Raw genomic sequence first — 17,146 nt, 5'->3', positions numbered from 1 at the left:
CTGTTTACCCCTTCACCAGCCCCTTCTCGATCAGGCTGTTGGCGCAATCGAGGATCGTCGTCGCCTCGTCCCGCGTTTTCCAGCCCAGAAGCTGCAGCGCATGGGCGGCGCTGGCGTCGCGGCGGCGGCCGAGTTCGGGCACCACCATCTTCACCGTGGCATCGAAATTGGCGAGCAGTTTCAACAACCAGTTGGGCAGGCCGCGCGTCGGCACGCTCTTCGCCTTCGCGCCGAGGCCGGCCTTCAGCACTTCGGCCACCTCGCGCATCCAGATGAAGCGGCCCTGGGCAATGAAGCGTTCGCCGTTCAGCCCCGGTGTTGTCATCGCCTGCACATGCAGGGCGGCGACATCGCGGACATCAACCACGCCAAAGCCCAGGTTGGGCAGGCCGGGCAGCGCACCATCGAGCAGCTTCTTCACCACTTCGAGGCTGGTCGAGAAATCGGCGCCCAGCACCGGGCCCAGAACAGCGGCCGGATTGATCGAGACATATTCCATCGCCCCGCCATGGGCCGCCATCCAGTCCCGCGCGGCACGCTCGGCCAAAGTCTTGGACTTGATATAGGCATAGGCATCCATCGAATCGATGTTGGACCAGGTGGACTCGGTGAACGGCGGGCTGCCATCGGGGTGGCCATAGGCGATGGCGGCCATACTGCTGGTCATCACCACGCGCTTCACCCCGGCGGCCTGGGCAAAGCGCAGGGCTCGCAGGGCGCCTTCGCGGGCCGGCACGATCAGCTCGTTCGGGTCCTTGGGCTCGCCGGCCGGGATCGGGGAGGCGATGTGCTGGACATAGTCCACCCCGGCCATCGCCTCGGCCCAGCCGGTATCGCTCATCAAGTCACAGGCGACCAGCTCCAGGTCGGGCAGGCCCAGGGTGGCGCGCACTTCGGCGGCCCGCGCGAGATTGCGAATGGTGCCGCGCACCTGCCAGCCATCGGCGACCAGCGCCTTGATCACGAAGCCGGCAATATAGCCCGACGCGCCGGTGACCAGCACCTTGCCCTTCTGCGATTCGCTGCCCATCACACTTGTCTCCCTGTCCTGAAGCGTGATACAAACTGACAAATGCCGTCTGTTTTGTCAAATCCTGCCAGCGAAGACCGGCGCGCCCGTGTGGTGCAGGCGGCCATCCAGGCCTTTTCGCGCCACGGTTATCGCCGCTGCACGATGGGCGATGTGGCGGCGGCCGCCGGCATGTCGCGGCCGGCGCTCTATCTGATGTTCTGCGGCAAGGAGGAGCTGTTCCGCGCCGTTGCCGAAACCCTGCTGGCCGATGCCGCCATCGCGGCCGAACTGGCCTGGCCCGAAGGGATTGCGCCCGCCACCGGCCTGGCCGCCGCCATCCTGGCCAAGGATCTGCCGATCCATCGCCTGTGCGCCGCCAGCCCGCATGCCGATGAGATATTGGCGGTCGCCGCCAGCCTGACCGCGGATCTGCACGAGGCCAGCGCCGCCCGCTTCATCGCGCTGCTCACCCGGCGGCTGGGCGATGCCGGCCTGGCCCGCATGATCACCAACGCCGCCACGGGCCTGAAACATGCCGGCCTGTCGGAGGCGGACTATGTCGCCGATGTCCACCGCCTCGCGGCGCTGGTGGGGGAAAAGTAACGGGTTGGCATTGCCGCGCCGCCGGCCCAAAAGGGCCAGGTGCAGACGCCCAATCCTTTTGCCGGCCTGAAGGCTTCGTCGCTGCCGCGCGGCGAATTTGCCGTGCTGTTCGTGGCGCTGCTCACCGTGGCCGCTGGCAACACCGCCTTGCAGACCGTGCTGCCCGCCATCGCCCGGGTGATCCACATCCCCGACATGCTGGTGGCGATCATCTTCTCCTTCTCCGCGCTGCTGTGGACATTCAGTGCCCCCTATTGGGCCCGCCAGTCTGACATGCGGGGGCGGCGGCGGCTGATGCTGGTCGGCACGCTGGGCTTCATGGTCTCCATGGCCGGCTGCGGCATCGCCATCTATGCCGGGCTGCAGGGCTGGCTGGTGCCGATCGCCACCTTCGCGCTGTTCGCCACGCTGCGCAGCCTGTTCGGCATTTTCGGCTCGGCCTCCAATCCGGCGGCCCAGGCCTATGTCGCGGCCCGTACTGGAGAGCAGGATCGCACCGCCGCGCTGTCCAGCCTGGCCTCCGCCTTTGGCCTTGGCACCATCATCGGGCCGGCCGTGGCGCCGCTGTTCATCCTGGCACCCTTTGGCCTGGCTGGGCCGATGTTTGCTTTTGCCGCCATTGCGGCGCTGGTCACGCTGGCCGTGGCGCGGGTGCTGCCCGATGATGATCCCACCCATTTTGCCGCACAGGGCGGCAGCGGGGCGCCATCCTCGGAACCCAGCGTCGCTGGCAGCACCACCGGTGCGAGTGTGAGCGCCGCCGCCGCCGGTCGGCCAAAGCGACTCAGCATCAAGGACGGTCGCATCCTGCCCTTCATGATCTTCGGCTTTGTCTCAGGATCGATCCAGGCCGCGACCGGCCAGGCGCTGGGCTTCCTGGTGATCGACACGCTGGGCGGCAATGCGCTGGAATCCCAGCAGGAAATCGCCGTCATCTTCATGGCCGGCGCCTTTTCCACCTTGCTGGCACAATGGGGCCTGATCCCGCAGCTGCGCCTCACCCCGCCCTCGCTGATGCGCTGGGGCACGTTGATCGCAGCGGCCGGCACGGCCGGCATTGCGCTGGCCCATGATCTGCATGGGCTGGTGATTGCCTTCGCGCTGGTCAGCCTGGGCTATGGCCTTGCCCGCCCCGGCTTCACGGCGGGCGCCAGCCTGGCGGTGTCGCGGGCGGAACAGGGCGGGGTGGCCGGTGCCGTCACCTCGGTCAACGGCAGCTGCTTCATCTTCGCGCCGGCTGTTGGCATCGGCCTCTACCAGTTCGGCCACACCCTCACCTATTGGCTCGGCGCGGCGGCGCTGCTGGCCCTGTCGGTCTATGCCTTCACCAAGCCGGAACTGGGCCGGGAGCCGGGGGAACGCAATGCGGGCTGAGGCCGGGCCGGGATCAATGAAAATCCCGTGATCCCGGCAAGATGCGGACATCGCGGGGGTGGCGGTGCTGGTTCACCGGCCGCGCGACCTCGTCCACCGGGCTCAAGGGCGGGCGCGGCGGCTCGTCGCCCAGCAGGCCCAGCAGATCGGTGCGATCCTCGATCCGGTTGGCCATCAGGTGGACCACGCCCTCGCGGCTGCGCTGCACCTCGCCCGACACCAGCATCAGCCGTGATGCCATCACCGCGCGGCGGAAATGTTCGAACAGGCGCGCCCACAACAGCACATTGGTGATGCCGGTTTCATCCTCGATGGTGATGAAGATGGCATTGCCCTTGCCGGGCCGTTGGCGAACGAGCACGACACCGGCGGTGCTGACGATGCTGCCCGCCTTTGCGGCACTGGTTTGCGCACAGGACAATACGCCCTCAGCCGCCAGCACCGGGCGGATGAAGCTCATCGGATGATCCTTCAGCGACAGGCGGAAGCTCTGGTAATCATTTGCCACCTCCTCGGGCATCGGCATGGCCGGCAGGCGTGCGGCAGGTTCGTCGCCCAGCTCGCGCGCCCGGGCCGCAGCAAACAGCGGCAGCTCCCCCGATGGGGTTCGCCGCGCTTCCCAAAGCGCCTCACGCCGCGACAGGCCAAGCGAGCCGAGCGCATCGGCATCGGCGAGCAGGCGCAGCGCCCGGGCCGGCAGATCGGCGCGACGGGCCAGATCCTCGGTCGAGGCAAAGCGGCCGTCGATGCGTGCCGCTGCCATCCAATCGGCCCATTGCTGATGGAACCCGTCAATCAGGCGCAGGCCAAGCCGGAGGGCCAGACCGGTTTCGCCAACGGGCTCCATACTTGAATCCCACCCGCTGTGATTGATGTCGATCGGCCGCACTTCAACGCCATGCTCGCGCGCATCGCGGACGATCTGGGCGGGCGCATAAAAGCCCATGGGCTGCGAATTCAGCAGCGCGCAGGCGAAGATGCCGGGGTGATGGCATTTGATCCAGCTCGACACATAGACGAGCCGGGCAAAGGACAAGGCGTGGCTTTCGGGGAAACCATAGCTGCCAAAGCCTTCGATCTGCTTGTAGCAGCGCTCGGCAAAGGCGCGGTCATAGCCGCGGGCGACCATGCCGCCGATCATCTTTTCCCCGAACTTGTCGATGCCGCCGCGGTTGCGGAATGTCGCCATCGCCCGCCGCAGCTGGTCGGCCTCTGATGGCGTGAACCCTGCGGCCACGATGGCCAGCTTCATCGCCTGTTCCTGGAAAATCGGCACGCCATAGGTGCGCCCGAGCAGCTCCTTCAGCTCGTTGGGGTTATGCCCAGGGCCAGGGGAGGGATATTCCGCCGCCTCCAGGCCGGCACGGCGGCGCAGATAGGGGTGGACCATGTCGCCCTCGATTGGGCCCGGCCGCACGATCGCCACCTGAACGGTGAGATCATAGAGGCTGCGCGGTTTCAGCCGGGGCAGCATGTTCATCTGGGCCCGGCTTTCCACCTGGAACACGCCGATGCTGTCGCCGCGTTCCAGCATGGCATAAACGGCGGGATCATCCGCCTTGATATCCAGTTCCAGCGTGTGCTCGCCCAGCCCGTGCCGGGCCATCAAGGCAAAGGCCCGGCGGATGCAGCTGAGCATGCCCAGCGCCAGCACATCGACCTTCATGATGCCCAGGGCGTCGATGTCGTCCTTGTCCCACTCGGCAAAGGTGCGATCGGCCATCGCGGCATTGTGCAGCGGCACGGTTTCATCCAGCCGGTCCTGCGTGAGGATGAAGCCGCCGACATGCTGTGACAGATGCCGCGGAAAGGGGGCGGCCAGCAGCTGCTGGGTCAGGTCGATCAGGCGGCGCACCTCGGGGGCCTGCGGATCAAAGCCGGCTTCGCTGATCCGCTGTTCGGGCAGGTCGCGGGTGAAGCTGCCCCACACGGTCGAAACGATGCGCGCGGTCACATCCTCGCTCATGCCCAGGGCCTTGCCGATTTCGCGGACCGCGCTGCGCGGGCGGTAATGAATGACGGTTGCGGCTATGGCGGCGCGGTGGCGGCCATAACGGCGATAGATATACTGGATCACCTCTTCCCGGCGTTCATGCTCGAAATCGACGTCGATATCGGGCGGCTCGTTGCGCTCTTCGGACACGAAGCGCGAAAACAGCAGATCATGCGCGCTGGGATCGACCGAGGTGACGCCCAGCAGGAAGCACACGATGGAGTTGGCAGCGCTGCCCCGCCCCTGGCACAGGATCGGCGGTTGCTGGGCGCGTGCGAACCGCACCAGATCATGCACGGTGAGGAAATAGGGGGCATAATTGCGCTGGCGGATCAGGCCGAACTCATCGTCCAGCCGCTTGCGGACATCGGGTGTCAGATCAGGGCCATAGCGTGCCTTTGCCGCCGCCATGACGATATGCTCCAGCCAGGCCTGCGGTTCCCAGTCGGCGGGGACAGGCTCGTCCGGATATTGATAGCGCAGCTGTTCAAGATCGAAGCTGATCCCGTCCAGAAAGCGGATTGTCTCGGCCAGGGCCTGGGGGCAGTCACGGTACAGGCGGGCCATCTCGTGCGGCGGTTTCAGATGGCGTTCGGCGTTGACCTCCAGCCGCGTTCCGACATCGGCGATTGTCACGCCTTCGCGGATACAGGTCAGCACGTCATGCAGCGGGCGCTCCTGCGGGGCGGCATAGAGCACGTCGTTGGTGGCAATCACCGGCACGCCGGCGCTGGCGGCAAGCGCATTCAGCATGGCCAGGCGCCGCGCATCGCGCCCGCGCCGTGGCATCGTCACCCCCAGCCACACCCGGTTTGGCGCGATGCGGGCCAGCCGGCCGAGCAGCGCCGCCAGCCCTTCCGGATGCACCAGCGACAGCGGCGGCACCGGCGCGGCGCTGTCGTGCGCCACCGGGTTGCGGTGCAGGCGCTGCGGCGTGGCGGTGCTTTCGGGCAGGACGATAAGCTGCAACCCCTCCTGAAAGGCCAGCAGGTCTGTCAGCTTCAATATGCAGTCACCCTTTTCGGCGCGCAGATTGCCCACGGTCAGCAGCCGGGTCAGCCGGCCCCATGCCGCGCGATCAACCGGATAGGCGACGATGTCTGGCGTGCCATCGGCGAACACGAGCCGTGCGCCGACGACGAAGCGTGGCAGCGGCCGGGTTGCGCCGGGCTCAGCTTCACGGGCGATCCGCATGGCCGTCCAGGCGCGCACCACACCGGCGACGCTGTTGCGGTCGGCAATGCCGATTCCGGCCAGGTCCAGATCGATGGCGCGCGCGATCAGGTCGGCCGGTTGCGATGCCCCGCGCAGGAACGAAAAATGCGTGGCCGTGACCAGTTCGGCATAGGCCGGCCGTTCGTTCACGAAAACAGCCCATGGACATACCAGCGCGGTTCGGCGCGCTCGTCACCATAAAGGCCGTGGCGGAACAGCCAGAAGCGGCGGCCGCGCACATCCTCCACCCGGTAGTAATCGCGGGTCAGCCCCGGATCACCGGGCGCGCGCCGCCACCATTCGGCCCCGATGCGTTCTGGCCCCTCCGCCCGGGCAACCTCGTGCAACATGCGCTGCCAGCGGAAGCGTTGGGGCGGGCCATCGGGCAGGCCAGCGATCACCTCAACCGGTTGGGGCGGATCGAACAGGTGAATGGGCCGCAGCGGCGGCTCGCCGGTATCGGGCTTGGGCCAGGCGGCCGGGTTGCTCAACGTGATCGCCGGCAGGGCCAGCGATGCCTGTTCGGGCAGATGGCTGTTGCGCGGCACAAATCGGCGCACGCGCCGCCGGCCCACCCGCGCGCTCAGCCGATCGATCAGCGCCGCCACCGCCTCCTCCTTGGCCGCGCCGCCCTCCAGCCCCAGCTGTGCTGCTGCCAGCGGTTCGTCGTGCGGCACGGCCAGGCGGATCATGTCAAAGCCAAAGCCGGGATCGATCGGATCGGCCAGCGCCCCCACCCGCTCCTCGAACAGGCGCTGGATGCGCGGCCGGTCACGCAGGGGCAGCCCGCTTTCGACGGCAAGATCGATCACATGGCCGTCGCTGCGATAAAGGCGCGCCACGAAGCGGCGACCGCCCCGGTGGCGCTCTTCCAGGGCACGTGCCGCATCCTCGGCCAGATCGCCGATCACCGCCATGGCGGCATCGGCGGTGGTGATCGGTTCGGCAAAGCGCCGCTCCAGCAGCAGGGCGGGGCGCGGGCGGCGCGGGGTGATGCGGCTGTCGCTGCGCCCCAGCACCCGGTCGAGCCGGTCGATCAGCTCCCGCCCAAAGCGCGCGGCCAGCGGTGCCGATGGCCTGTCAGCGAGGTCACCCAGCGTCTTGAGGCCCGCCCGGCGCAGGCCGCGCTCCGCCTCTCCATCCAGTTCCAGCGCCGCAACCGGCAGGCGGCGCAGCGCTGCTGCCTCATCCCGCGCCGGCGCCGATTGAAACCGCGCCAGTGCCCGCGCGCCTTCCGGTGTTGCCGCCATCGCCAGCCGCAACTGGCTGGCCCAGCGGCGCATGGCTGCCTCCACCGCCGCGATCAGCCCGGCCTCACCGTTGAACAGATGCAGGCATCCGGTCACATCCAGGATCAGGCCATCAGGCGGCTCCACTTCAACCAGCGGGGTGAAGCGGTCACAGGCATCGGCAATCCGCTCCAACCAGTATCGGCTGGCGGCCAGATCGGCCTGTGTCACCACCAGTTCCGGTACCCGCGCCCGGGCATCGGCCAGCGTCATCCCGCGGCTGAGGCCCAGCGAAAGCGCCGCCGCATCGCACGCCGCCAGCCGCAACGCACCGCGATGCGGCTCGATCAGCGCGAGCGGCGCATCAGCGGACGCGGCGAAGGGCCGTTCCCATCCCAGGCGATCGGTTTCCAGGAACGGCAGCCAAAGCGCCAGGAAGCGTCGCTCCATCCTCTTCTCGCCATTCACACAATCGTCCCTGCTCACGATTCCATTCCACCCGCCACTGGCCACCATCGGGGCGGCCGCGCTGACGCAGCAATTCCAGATCCCACGCCGGATAACCGGGGGCGTTGGCCGCCAGCGGCACCGATGGCGCCGCCGCCACCCGCCACCGCGTCTGCGCCGCATTGGGCGCCGCCTGCCCGCCGAGGCGCAGCAGGATCGCGGTGACACCATCTGCCTCGGCTGCCAGCGCCAGACGGCGGCTGGCCGTCAGATCAAGCACGCGCGGATTGCCCGCCAGCATGATCACCACCGCGCCCAGCGCCGGACAGCGCAGCCCGTCCACCGCCGCCCGCAGCACCGCCGTTGCATCGGGCAAGACGGCGAGGATCAGCAGCGCCGGATTCAGCCCGATGGCCGCCAGCCCGGTCGGGCAAAGCGCCCCGGCCTGCCGCCACGCCGTCTCCTCAACCAGCCACAGCGCCTCGCCGCCAATCAGGCGGGTGATGAGACCGGCGAAGCCCGATCCGCTGCCCGCATCGTCGCGATCGGCCAGCACTTCGTGCATGCGCCCACACATCAATCCGCCGCCCAGGGCCTCGTCGATCGCATCATGGCCTGTCGTCAGCAGCGATGCCGGCTGGCTCGTCATCAAGGGCCGACGATGCTCGATCGATGCGAGCCTCTGCTGGGCAAGGCGAAGCGACTCACTCATTTGTTCCTATTATGTTCCAATCGGGGCCAGCGTCAATGCGACACTCGGGCGGCGCAGCAGTCGCGCGGAACGTCTAGACTGTGCTCGAGCAGGGCGATCTGATGGTTATCGCCGGGTATGCGGCGGCCACTGTCGGAATGTCGCAAAACCAGTGCTGGCCAGGCCAACTGGCGCCTTCCATTGCTGATTTCGGCCCTTAACGGGCGCTGTCAGGGCGCGGCTGCCACTGCGTCGAGTTTCTCGAAGCCGGACTGGTTGAGCAGTTGCAGCGCCCGCGCCTTGAACGCCGCGCGGCTGGGCACGGCGCCGGTGTCGCGGCAGGATTGGGCCACGAATTGCTGCATCTGCGCCAGATACTGCTGGTGCAGCATGTAGAGCGCCCGCTTGCGGCCGCTCTCGTCGATCAGGGACATTTCCTTCGATGTGCCATCTTCGGCATATTCATTGTTGTACATCTGCCAGATCAGGGCAAAGGGCAGATCCAGCCCGATGGCGCTCTGCATGACAAAGCGGCTTTTCATAAATTGCTGCTTGACGGTGAGCGGCTTGCTTCGATCGGCATGATAGCCATATTCGCCAATGAACACCCGCCGGGCGAACGGCAGACCAGCCTTGGGCCGCATCTGCGCCTCCAGATAGGCAAGCGTCTCGGTCAAGGGCTGGCGGATCGCATCCGGATCCGGCGTTGGCGACTGCTTGATGGCCTCGTAACTGGAATAGGACACCAGATCGACGTCGACAGCGGGCAGCACACTGAGCGCCACGCTGGGCTTGCCTGCCATGGCCTTGCGGACCAGATTGACCTCAAGATAATGATAAACCTCGACATTCTGGTGGGGTATCTGTGCCTTTGCCGTGTCGATCGCAAGCTGCCTGATCTTCAACAGGGCGATCATGCCGGTGATGGCCTTGGGTGTCGGTTCCGCTTCGCGCTTCTGACGGCCGAGCAGCTGCCAGTCCCCTTCCCAGTTGCCCAGCATGAACATCTTGCCTGTGCCGGAATAGCGCTTCAGCAACCAGGCGGTCAGGGCATACATCTCGTCATACAGCTGCCGCGCTTCGGCAAGCGTGATGCCATCGTGCCATTCGGCACCAGTGTAGCTGTGCACCCACGCCTGATAGTAGCGGAAATCCATGTCCAGCGCTTGCTGCATCTCGGGCGAGGATTGCAGATATTCAAGCGTTGTCCGGGCCTTGGCCGCCGCCGCTTCGGTGCCGTAGCGCTTTGCTGAGCCCCTGCCGAACGAGATTTTCAGAAGATTGGATCCCATCCCGCGGATCTGCTGTGCCTGTTCCAGCAGGCGGCTGCCGGCGCCGAACTGATAGTTGCCGCCAATTGCCTGGGTGCCCAGCACATAGTTGAAGCTGCTGGCGGCAGCGTCGGGATCGGCGGCGCAGCTCTTGGCGGCTGGTTGGGCATCGGCCGGTTGGGCCGCCAGCGCGATGGTCAGCAGGGCCGTTGCCAGCAGCACTGGCGCGGTGCGGGGAAACGCGATCATGCCCATCCTTATGTCCGGCCGGGCGCTGCCCGACCGGATGGTCGCAATCAGAAGTTAACGTTGACGCCCAGGCTGAAGGCCCGGCCAGCACGCGCGACATAGTTCACCAGCACCGGGTATTTCATGTAACGGAAGGTGCCCGTATCGGTGATGTTGATCGCATCAAGCGTGAATTTCACCTGCTTGGTGATTGCGAAGCGTGTCGAGAAATCAAGTTGGCCGCGCGCTCCTTCGATTTCCGGCAACGAGTTGGCGCTGCCAAAGCCAAGCGGCACGGTTTCGACCCGGGTGAAGGCCGACCGCCAGTTGTATGCAAGGCGCAGGCTGAGCCGGCCGTCGTCATAATAGCCGCTCACGTTGTAAGTGGCCTTGGACAGGCCGCGGCGGCGGATCGGATCGCCTTCCTGGTCACGCAAGCTGCTGCTTTCGTCGAGCAAGGTCAGGTTGCCGGTCACGCCCAGGTGCTTGAGGACGCCGGGCAGATAGTTGAAGGCGTGCGACATGCCGACTTCGAGGCCCTTGATCTTGGTGCCACCGAAATTCCTGTAGGTCTGAACCTTGAAGAGCTCATCACCGATCTGGAAATCGACCGGGGTCGGATCGAGAAAGATGGTTGAGTCGATATTCTTGGCAAAGACCGCCACCGACACATAGCTGGCCTTGTCATAATACCATTCCAGCGATGTGTCGAAATTGTCGGAATGGATTGCCTGCAGATAGGGGTTCCCCGCGGTGCCGGAACCGGCATAGCCCGGATCAGGTGAGGTCGGCCGAACGAGGATCAGGCTGGGTGCAATCTGGGTCAGCTGCGGCCGGCCCAGCGTGCGCGAGTAAGCCATGCGCAGCAACAGATTGCGCTTCAGCGAGAAGTTGATGTTCCCCGACGGCAGGAAATCGTCATACTGGTTCCGGAATGTGGTGATGGCATAAGTCTTGTCGGCCTGCAGGGCATAGCCTGACGATCTGGTATTGGTCCGCACATAGCGCACACCAACGTTGCCGAACACGTCCACCTGGCCAATCGGGAACTTGAAATCGGCCTGCAGATAGGCGGCGGCCGTTTCGTCTCCCACGTTGAAGCGTTCGGGGATATTCTCGTAATAGCCGGCGCCGGTGGCTGGGTTGACCGCGCGGATATCGATCATGTTGAAATAATTCTGCACCGCGGTGATGTCGCAACCGCCCGTCGTGCCGAAGCTGAAGGGAAGGGTGCCGCCGAACTTGGTCAGCGCGTTGCCGAGATCGGTCGTTGTCTGGCACGCGGTCAGGAATTGTGCCGTCGCGGCAGCCGCCGTGTCGGTGGTTCTGGCCGGATTGACCGGGATCTGCTGGATCAGCACCGACTGGGCAGGGGGGCGCACGCCATCCCAGATGCTGTAGGGGATGTTGGTGCCACCCTGGTTCTGGTTGACGAAGCTCTGGCGCTCGAATTCGCGCTTTGCCCAGCGGAAGCCGCCTTTCAACACCGAAACAAGGCCGCCGTCGAACTTCCAGGTGGCATCAAGTCGGACAGAGTCATCCTTGTTGTTGGTGTCGGCCGCATTGCGTTGATAGGTGAAATAGCGCAGCCGTTCATAGTTCAGGTCGCCGATGGTCAGTCGCTTCAAGCCGGAATTGGGAACGACCGAATTGACCCCGAAGAAGGACGATGGGAACGGGTCTTCATACAAGGTGACGTTGGGGATCAGATTGTCCCCCAGGCTGAAATCGACGACGTTGTAGAAATCCTGGTTGTTGAGACGGGCCGCCACACCGCCCTGCTGCTCGATCGAGGTGTTGAGCTGCCCGAAATTGAGCGTCGTGGCCTTGCCGCGTGAAACCGACCCTTCCGCGAACAGGCTGAAGTTGGACGTGATATCCCAGGTCGTCTGCAACGCGAATTGTTGGGAATCTCGCCGTGTCTCGTTGATCGACGGCTGGGCGCCGCCACGCAGGACGAACGACGCGAGCCGGCCACCGGTCATGACATAGACCGGGCCAAGACCAGCCGTGGTGCCCAGTTGCTGGAACACGTTGGCGGGGCCGCCGCTGAGAATCCCAGCGCGGGGGACGCTCGACACGAGGTTGAAGTTTGCCCCGGTCAGGTTCTGGTTGAGGCTGGACAGCACGGTATCAAAGCGGATGTCCAGGTTGCTGGCCGGCTTCCATTGCAGGGTGCCGTTGAAGGTCTTGCGCGTGTCGTCGCGGGTGCGGCGTGACAGGCCGAAGGAATTGGGAATGTACAGCGTGTCGCTGCCATTGGCCAGGCCATCCCCATTGGCATCGAGTGGGGCATAACGATAAGGGTTTGGCAACGAGCCGCCGCCGGTGGCGTTGGGCACCGTTGCAAGCGAGAAGAAGTTGTAATTGTTGTTGTTCTGATCAGTGCCGGTACTGGTCGGCAGCGGCGATGCGCCAGACATGCGCAACCAGATGCCAGGGGCGCCGAAAAACTCGCCCCCGCCATAAACCGCCGTGACCGATGAAATCCGCTTGTAGCCGAAGTTCAGGATGACCCCGAAATCGCCCAGCGGCGTGTCGCGGAACTTCTTCTGGACGAACAGGTTGCCGGACGGGCTCCACTTGTCGCCATAGGGGCGGTAGATATCAGACGCCGACACGTTGACGGTGAAATTCTTCTTGCCCTTCAGGGGCGCGCGGGTCTGCAGGTTGATGGTGCCGCCCAGCGAACCTTCGATCTTGTCGGCGGTGGAGGCCTTGAGGATTTCGACGCCCGAGAACAGCTCGGCAGGAATGTCCTGGAAATTGACGCTGCGGTCATTGCCGTTTGACAGATCGACGTCGCCGGTGCCGGTCGCCGTCGCGCCGTTGATGGTCACATTGTTTTCCGACAGGCCGCGAATTTGCACCTGCTTGCCGGCGCCGTCGTTGCTGCGGTTGATCTCGACGCCCGGGATACGCTGCAGCGCTTCGGCCACGTTGTCGTTGGCGAGCTGGCCGATGTCCTCAGCCGTGATGACATCCTTGATCTCGGTGGCGTTCTGCTTGTCGGTGATCGAGCTGACGATCGACTGGCGCACACCAACCACGACGATGGTGTTTTCGGCATCAGTCGTTTGCGCCGGGGCAGCAGCTGGCGTGGCGGCAGCTGGCGCCGTTACGGATTGGGGCGGGGTTGCCGGCTTCGGCGGCGCATCCTGTGCCAGGGCTGCCGTGCTGCCGACGCCAAGGGCGCCTGCGACAAGGGCGAGCCTGGAACCCGAAGCGAACAGACGCTGCATCATGTGTTTCTCCCCCCAATTTTCTGGCCGTCTCGACATTCTTGTTCTGTGTGAAGGCCGCCGAGCCGCCCCGGTTGTCGCGCGCCGGACTTCTGGCGCTTGCGTCTCCCACGGTCTTTGCCCCTCATTGCAAAGGCTACACCCAGACAATCGCTTTAGTAAAGAAAATTGTTTCATTTAAATTTGCGCCCGCTCGCTGCCCTTTGCGACCGCACGAACCGCCTGAAATTGCGCGGAAATGCCGCCTCCCAAGGCGCCATCGCCCCGCAACCGCAGGTTTGGATGGATAAGCGCTTGACCAGCACCTCCGCATATAAATAAAATGGCTTTTGTAATTAGGCGCGACTCCACGCGCCAAGGGGGGAGTGACAATCTATGGCCCGGCCGTATCCGGCGCTGCCCTGCATGATTGTGCTCCTGGGCCTTGCCCTGCCGGCCGGCATGGCCTCAGCCCAGCCAGCCGCGAGCGCGTCCCGCCCGGCCAGTCCGATTCTCGTCGGCCCGGTCAACGCCGTCTTCCCGGCCGCAGGCACCGCCATCCGGCGGGATCTGACCTCACCGCTCACCCCGTCGCCGGGCTGGACTCTCATGGGCTGGATCAAGCTCGACGCACCGTCAGCGATGCAGGCCGCCCGTCCGGTGGCGGCCCTGGTGGACGACAAGGGCAACAGCCTGGTCGAACTCGGGCTGGAGGGCGGCGCCCTGTACGCCGTGTCGGGCCCGGCTCGCACCGCCGTGCCGCTGACCGGCAATCCGGGGGACTGGCAGCTGATCAGCCTGTCGCTTACCCAGGGTCAATTGTCCCTCCGTGCAGGCGACAAGCCGGCGAGGCCCCTCGGCCTGGCCGCCACCGCCACACCGATGGCGCTGGTGCTGGCCCCGCGCCTGCCCGGCAAGCCCGTGTTTCGCGGCGCGGTTGCCAATCTACTGATGTGGCAAGGCGAATCGGCGGCTGCGCTGCACCTCGCAAGCAGCAAACCGGACGAGCAGCTGATTGATTTTGACAGCGGCAGCCCGAGCTGGCCATTGCAGACAAAGCAGACGGTGGGGCTGACGGCCCCGCAGGACCCGGCGACCTTGCCGGTCAGCCGCGCTGCCGCCGCACCGCCGCCCCGCCCGATGACACCCGCGAACACCGCGCCGCTGGTGGCAGCCGGCGACGGCCGCTGGCGCGTGGGCGGCTGGCAATTCGTGGCGGCCCCCGACATGAAGGCCGCCCCGGCCGCCCTGGCGCAGCCCGGTTTCAATCCCGCAGGCTGGCTGCCGGCCGTCGTGCCGGGCACGGTGCTCACCAGCTATGTTGCCAATGGAGTCTATCCCGATCCGGCCCACGGCCTCAACAATCTGCTGATTCCTGAGAAACTTAACAAGCAGGATTACTGGTATCGGACCGAGTTTGACCGCCCCGCCAGCCCGGGCCGCGCCCGGCTTGCGCTGGAATTCCAGGGCATCAACTATGCTGGCGAAATCTGGGTGAATGGCGAACGGCTGGGCCGCAGCGAAGGCGCCTTCATCCGTGGGCGCTTTGAGCTGCCGGCGCGGTTCCAGTCTGCCAGCCGCCTGGCGGTGGCTGTACGGGTCTCGCCGCCGCCGCATCCTGATCGCCCCCACGAGGAATCGCTTGCCGCCGGGCCCGGCCAGAATGGCGGGGCGATGATGATCGACGGCCCGACCTTTGGCGCGGCTCAGGGCTGGGACTGGATCCCCAGCGTCAGGGATCGCAATACCGGCATCTGGCAGGACGTGCTGTTGCAGGCGACCGGCGATGCCCGGCTGGGCGATCCCCATGTGACCACGGTGCTGCCCCTGCCGGACAACAGCGTGGCCGAATTGACCATTTCGGTGCCCGTCAGCAATGACGGCGTGACCGAACAGGATGTCGTGGTGGAGGCCCGCGTGGCCGGCGCCATCTTGCGGGAAACGGCCCGCGTCGCGCCGGGGGCGACCAGCAGCGTCCGCTTCACGCCGGCCCGGCATGCAGCGCTGCGCGTGCGCAATCCGCAGCTGTGGTGGCCCAACGGCTATGGCGCAGCGGCGCTGCAGGACCTGACGCTGGTTGCCAAGGTGGGTGATCTGGTCAGCGACAGCCGGTCGATCCGCTTCGGCATCCGGGAGATCAGCTATGAACTGTCGGCGGTCGATGCGAACGAAGAGATGCAGCGGGTTGCGCTGGCCCCGGCGCGCAGCCCCGGTGAGGCGCTGATCGATGTCGCGCACGAGGGCATCCGCAAGGTGACCGGCGGCTGGGCCGTGTCACTGGCGCGGGCGCCGGCCGGGTCGCCGGCGCTGACCAGCGTGGCCGACACGACACTGGCCCCGCACCTGCTGATCAAGGTGAACGGCGTGCCCATCGCCGTGCGCGGCGGCAACTGGGGGATGGATGATTGGCTGAAGCGCGTCTCGCGCGAGCGCATGGAGCCTTATTTCCGGCTGCACCGGGAAGCCAATGTGAACACCATCCGCAACTGGATGGGGCAGAGCAGCGCGCCGCTTTTCTTCGATCTGGCCGATGAATATGGCCTGCTGGTGCTGAACGATTTCTGGCTGTCGACCCAGGATCACAACGCCGAACCCGGCGACAGCGCCTTGTTCCTGGCCAATGCCGCCGACAGCATCAGCCGGTTTCAGCACCATCCTTCGATCGCGCTGTGGATCGGCCGCAACGAAGGCGTGCCGCCGCCGGTACTGAACCTCGGCCTCGACCGGCTGGTGCGCAACCTGGATGGCACGCGCGCCTATCTGCCCAACTCGCGCGAGATCAACATGGCTGGCAGCGGCCCGTGGAATTATCAGCCGCCCGAAGCCTATTTCACCCGCATCGGGCGCGGCTTTTCCACCGAGGTCGGCACGCCGTCCTTCCCCACGCTGGAGGCGTTCCAGGCGATGATGCCGGCGGCCGACCAGTGGCCGGTGAGCGACAGCTGGGCCTATCACGACTGGCACCAGGGCAAGGCCGGCGATGTCGCCAGCTTCAACAAGGCGATGGCCAACCGGCTGGGCCCACCGCGCGATCTCGCCGATTTCGAGGCCAAGGCACAGCTGCTGAACTATGAATCGCACCGCGCCATCTTCGAAGGCATGAACGCCGGCCTGTTCACCCGCAACAGCGGCCGGCTGCTGTGGATGACCCAGCCGGCCTGGCCCAGCACGGCCTGGCAGATCTACAGCCATGATTATGACACCCACGCCGCCTTCTTCGGTGCGAAAAAGGGTTCGGAGCCGGTGCATGTGCAGATCAACCTGCCGGATCGCGCCCTTGCCGTGGTCAACAGCCTGGCCCAGCCGATTTCGGGTGCAACGCTGCGCGTGCAAACCCTGGCGCTGGACGGCACCAGCCTGGAGGATCGCACCGTTGCCGTGAACGTTGCCGGCCATGCCGTTGCCAGCCTTGGTGCCGCTGTGCCGGATGCGCTGTTTGCCGCGGCGCCTGTGGTCCTCACCCGCCTGTCATTGCTGGCCAGCGACGGCCGGCTGATCAGCGAGAATGTCTATTGGCTGGCGCAGGATCCCGCCGCCTATCGCGCCCTGGCGGCAATGGCGCCGGCCACGATCGCGGTGACGGCGCGGCGTGTGGCCGATGCCAATGAACAGGTGATCGAGGTGCAGTTGCACAATCCCGGCCGCCAGCCGGCGCTGATGGTCAGGCTGTCTCCGCGTGATGCTGCGGGCAAACGCGTGCTGCCGGCCTATGCCAGCGACAATTATGTTGCGTTGCTGCCAGGCGAAACGCGCACGATCACCATCCGGTCGCCAATGGGTGGCCCGGCGGCGCAGAGCATCGCGGTGCAGGGTTGGAATGTCGGGGCAACGGCATCGACGGTGATGCCATGACGGCGCACGC

Annotated in this window: 9 protein-coding genes; 3 read left to right on the top strand and 6 right to left on the bottom strand. The window is 65.9% G+C overall.

Annotated features, from left to right (window positions below):
- Positions 1-4: 4 nt before the first annotated feature.
- Positions 5-1,030 (bottom strand): SDR family oxidoreductase, encoded by a 1,026-nt coding sequence (locus tag AC6BOR_RS08880; RefSeq protein WP_498058113.1) that lies wholly within the window; start codon positions 1,028-1,030, stop codon positions 5-7.
- 42 nt (positions 1,031-1,072) lie between these two features.
- On the opposite strand from AC6BOR_RS08880, the gene AC6BOR_RS08875 reads away from it, so the two are divergent.
- A complete protein-coding gene (locus tag AC6BOR_RS08875) occupies positions 1,073-1,615 on the top strand; it encodes a TetR/AcrR family transcriptional regulator (RefSeq protein WP_498058112.1) in 543 nt (180 codons plus the stop codon).
- Between the two features lie 39 nt (positions 1,616-1,654).
- Positions 1,655-2,989 (top strand): MFS transporter, encoded by a 1,335-nt coding sequence (locus AC6BOR_RS08870; RefSeq protein WP_498058111.1) that lies wholly within the window; start codon positions 1,655-1,657, stop codon positions 2,987-2,989.
- Positions 2,990-3,002: 13 nt separating this feature from the next.
- Here AC6BOR_RS08870 and AC6BOR_RS08865 read toward each other — a convergent pair whose 3' ends face one another.
- The 5 genes from AC6BOR_RS08865 to AC6BOR_RS08845 all read right to left on the bottom strand — a co-directional run bounded on the left by AC6BOR_RS08865 (position 3,003) and on the right by AC6BOR_RS08845 (position 13,308).
- Positions 3,003-6,347, bottom strand: a complete 3,345-nt coding sequence (locus tag AC6BOR_RS08865; protein WP_498058110.1) for an error-prone DNA polymerase — start codon at positions 6,345-6,347, stop codon at positions 3,003-3,005.
- Positions 6,344-7,876 carry a Y-family DNA polymerase gene (locus AC6BOR_RS08860; RefSeq protein ID WP_498058109.1) on the bottom strand — a complete coding sequence of 511 codons (1,533 nt, stop codon included), beginning with the start codon at positions 7,874-7,876 and terminating at the stop codon, positions 6,344-6,346. The genes AC6BOR_RS08865 and AC6BOR_RS08860 overlap by 4 nt, the downstream gene beginning before the upstream one ends.
- Positions 7,791-8,585 (bottom strand): ImuA family protein, encoded by a 795-nt coding sequence (locus AC6BOR_RS08855; RefSeq protein WP_498058108.1) that lies wholly within the window; start codon positions 8,583-8,585, stop codon positions 7,791-7,793. Before AC6BOR_RS08855 ends, AC6BOR_RS08860 begins: the two co-directional genes overlap by 86 nt.
- Positions 8,586-8,794: 209 nt before the next feature.
- Positions 8,795-10,084 (bottom strand): hypothetical protein, encoded by a 1,290-nt coding sequence (locus tag AC6BOR_RS08850; RefSeq protein ID WP_498058107.1) that lies wholly within the window; start codon positions 10,082-10,084, stop codon positions 8,795-8,797.
- Between the two features lie 47 nt (positions 10,085-10,131).
- Positions 10,132-13,308, bottom strand: a complete 3,177-nt coding sequence (locus tag AC6BOR_RS08845; protein ID WP_498058106.1) for a TonB-dependent receptor — start codon at positions 13,306-13,308, stop codon at positions 10,132-10,134.
- Between the two features lie 402 nt (positions 13,309-13,710).
- On the opposite strand from AC6BOR_RS08845, the gene AC6BOR_RS08840 reads away from it, so the two are divergent.
- The gene (locus AC6BOR_RS08840; protein ID WP_498058105.1) at positions 13,711-17,136 is read left to right on the top strand and encodes a glycosyl hydrolase 2 galactose-binding domain-containing protein; all 3,426 of its coding nucleotides are present in this window, start codon (positions 13,711-13,713) and stop codon (positions 17,134-17,136) included.
- Positions 17,137-17,146: the final 10 nt, after the last annotated feature.

It is taken from the genome of Sandarakinorhabdus sp. FBCC-B8862 (assembly GCF_059745315.1).
Note: the sequence above shows the minus strand (reverse complement) of the source record. Positions and strands in the feature narration are given on the sequence as shown.

Excerpts from the sequence above, each read along its gene's own strand:
- AC6BOR_RS08880 (WP_498058113.1), bottom strand. The coding sequence starts at position 1,030 with ATGGGCAGCGAATCGCAGAAGGGCAAGGTGCTGGTCACCGGCGCGTCG.
- AC6BOR_RS08875 (WP_498058112.1), top strand. The coding sequence starts at position 1,073 with ATGCCGTCTGTTTTGTCAAATCCTGCCAGCGAAGACCGGCGCGCCCGT.
- AC6BOR_RS08860 (WP_498058109.1), bottom strand. The coding sequence starts at position 7,876 with ATGGAGCGACGCTTCCTGGCGCTTTGGCTGCCGTTCCTGGAAACCGAT.
- AC6BOR_RS08855 (WP_498058108.1), bottom strand. The coding sequence starts at position 8,585 with ATGAGTGAGTCGCTTCGCCTTGCCCAGCAGAGGCTCGCATCGATCGAG.
- AC6BOR_RS08850 (WP_498058107.1), bottom strand. The coding sequence starts at position 10,084 with ATGATCGCGTTTCCCCGCACCGCGCCAGTGCTGCTGGCAACGGCCCTG.
- AC6BOR_RS08845 (WP_498058106.1), bottom strand. The coding sequence starts at position 13,308 with ATGATGCAGCGTCTGTTCGCTTCGGGTTCCAGGCTCGCCCTTGTCGCA.
- AC6BOR_RS08840 (WP_498058105.1), top strand. The coding sequence starts at position 13,711 with ATGATTGTGCTCCTGGGCCTTGCCCTGCCGGCCGGCATGGCCTCAGCC.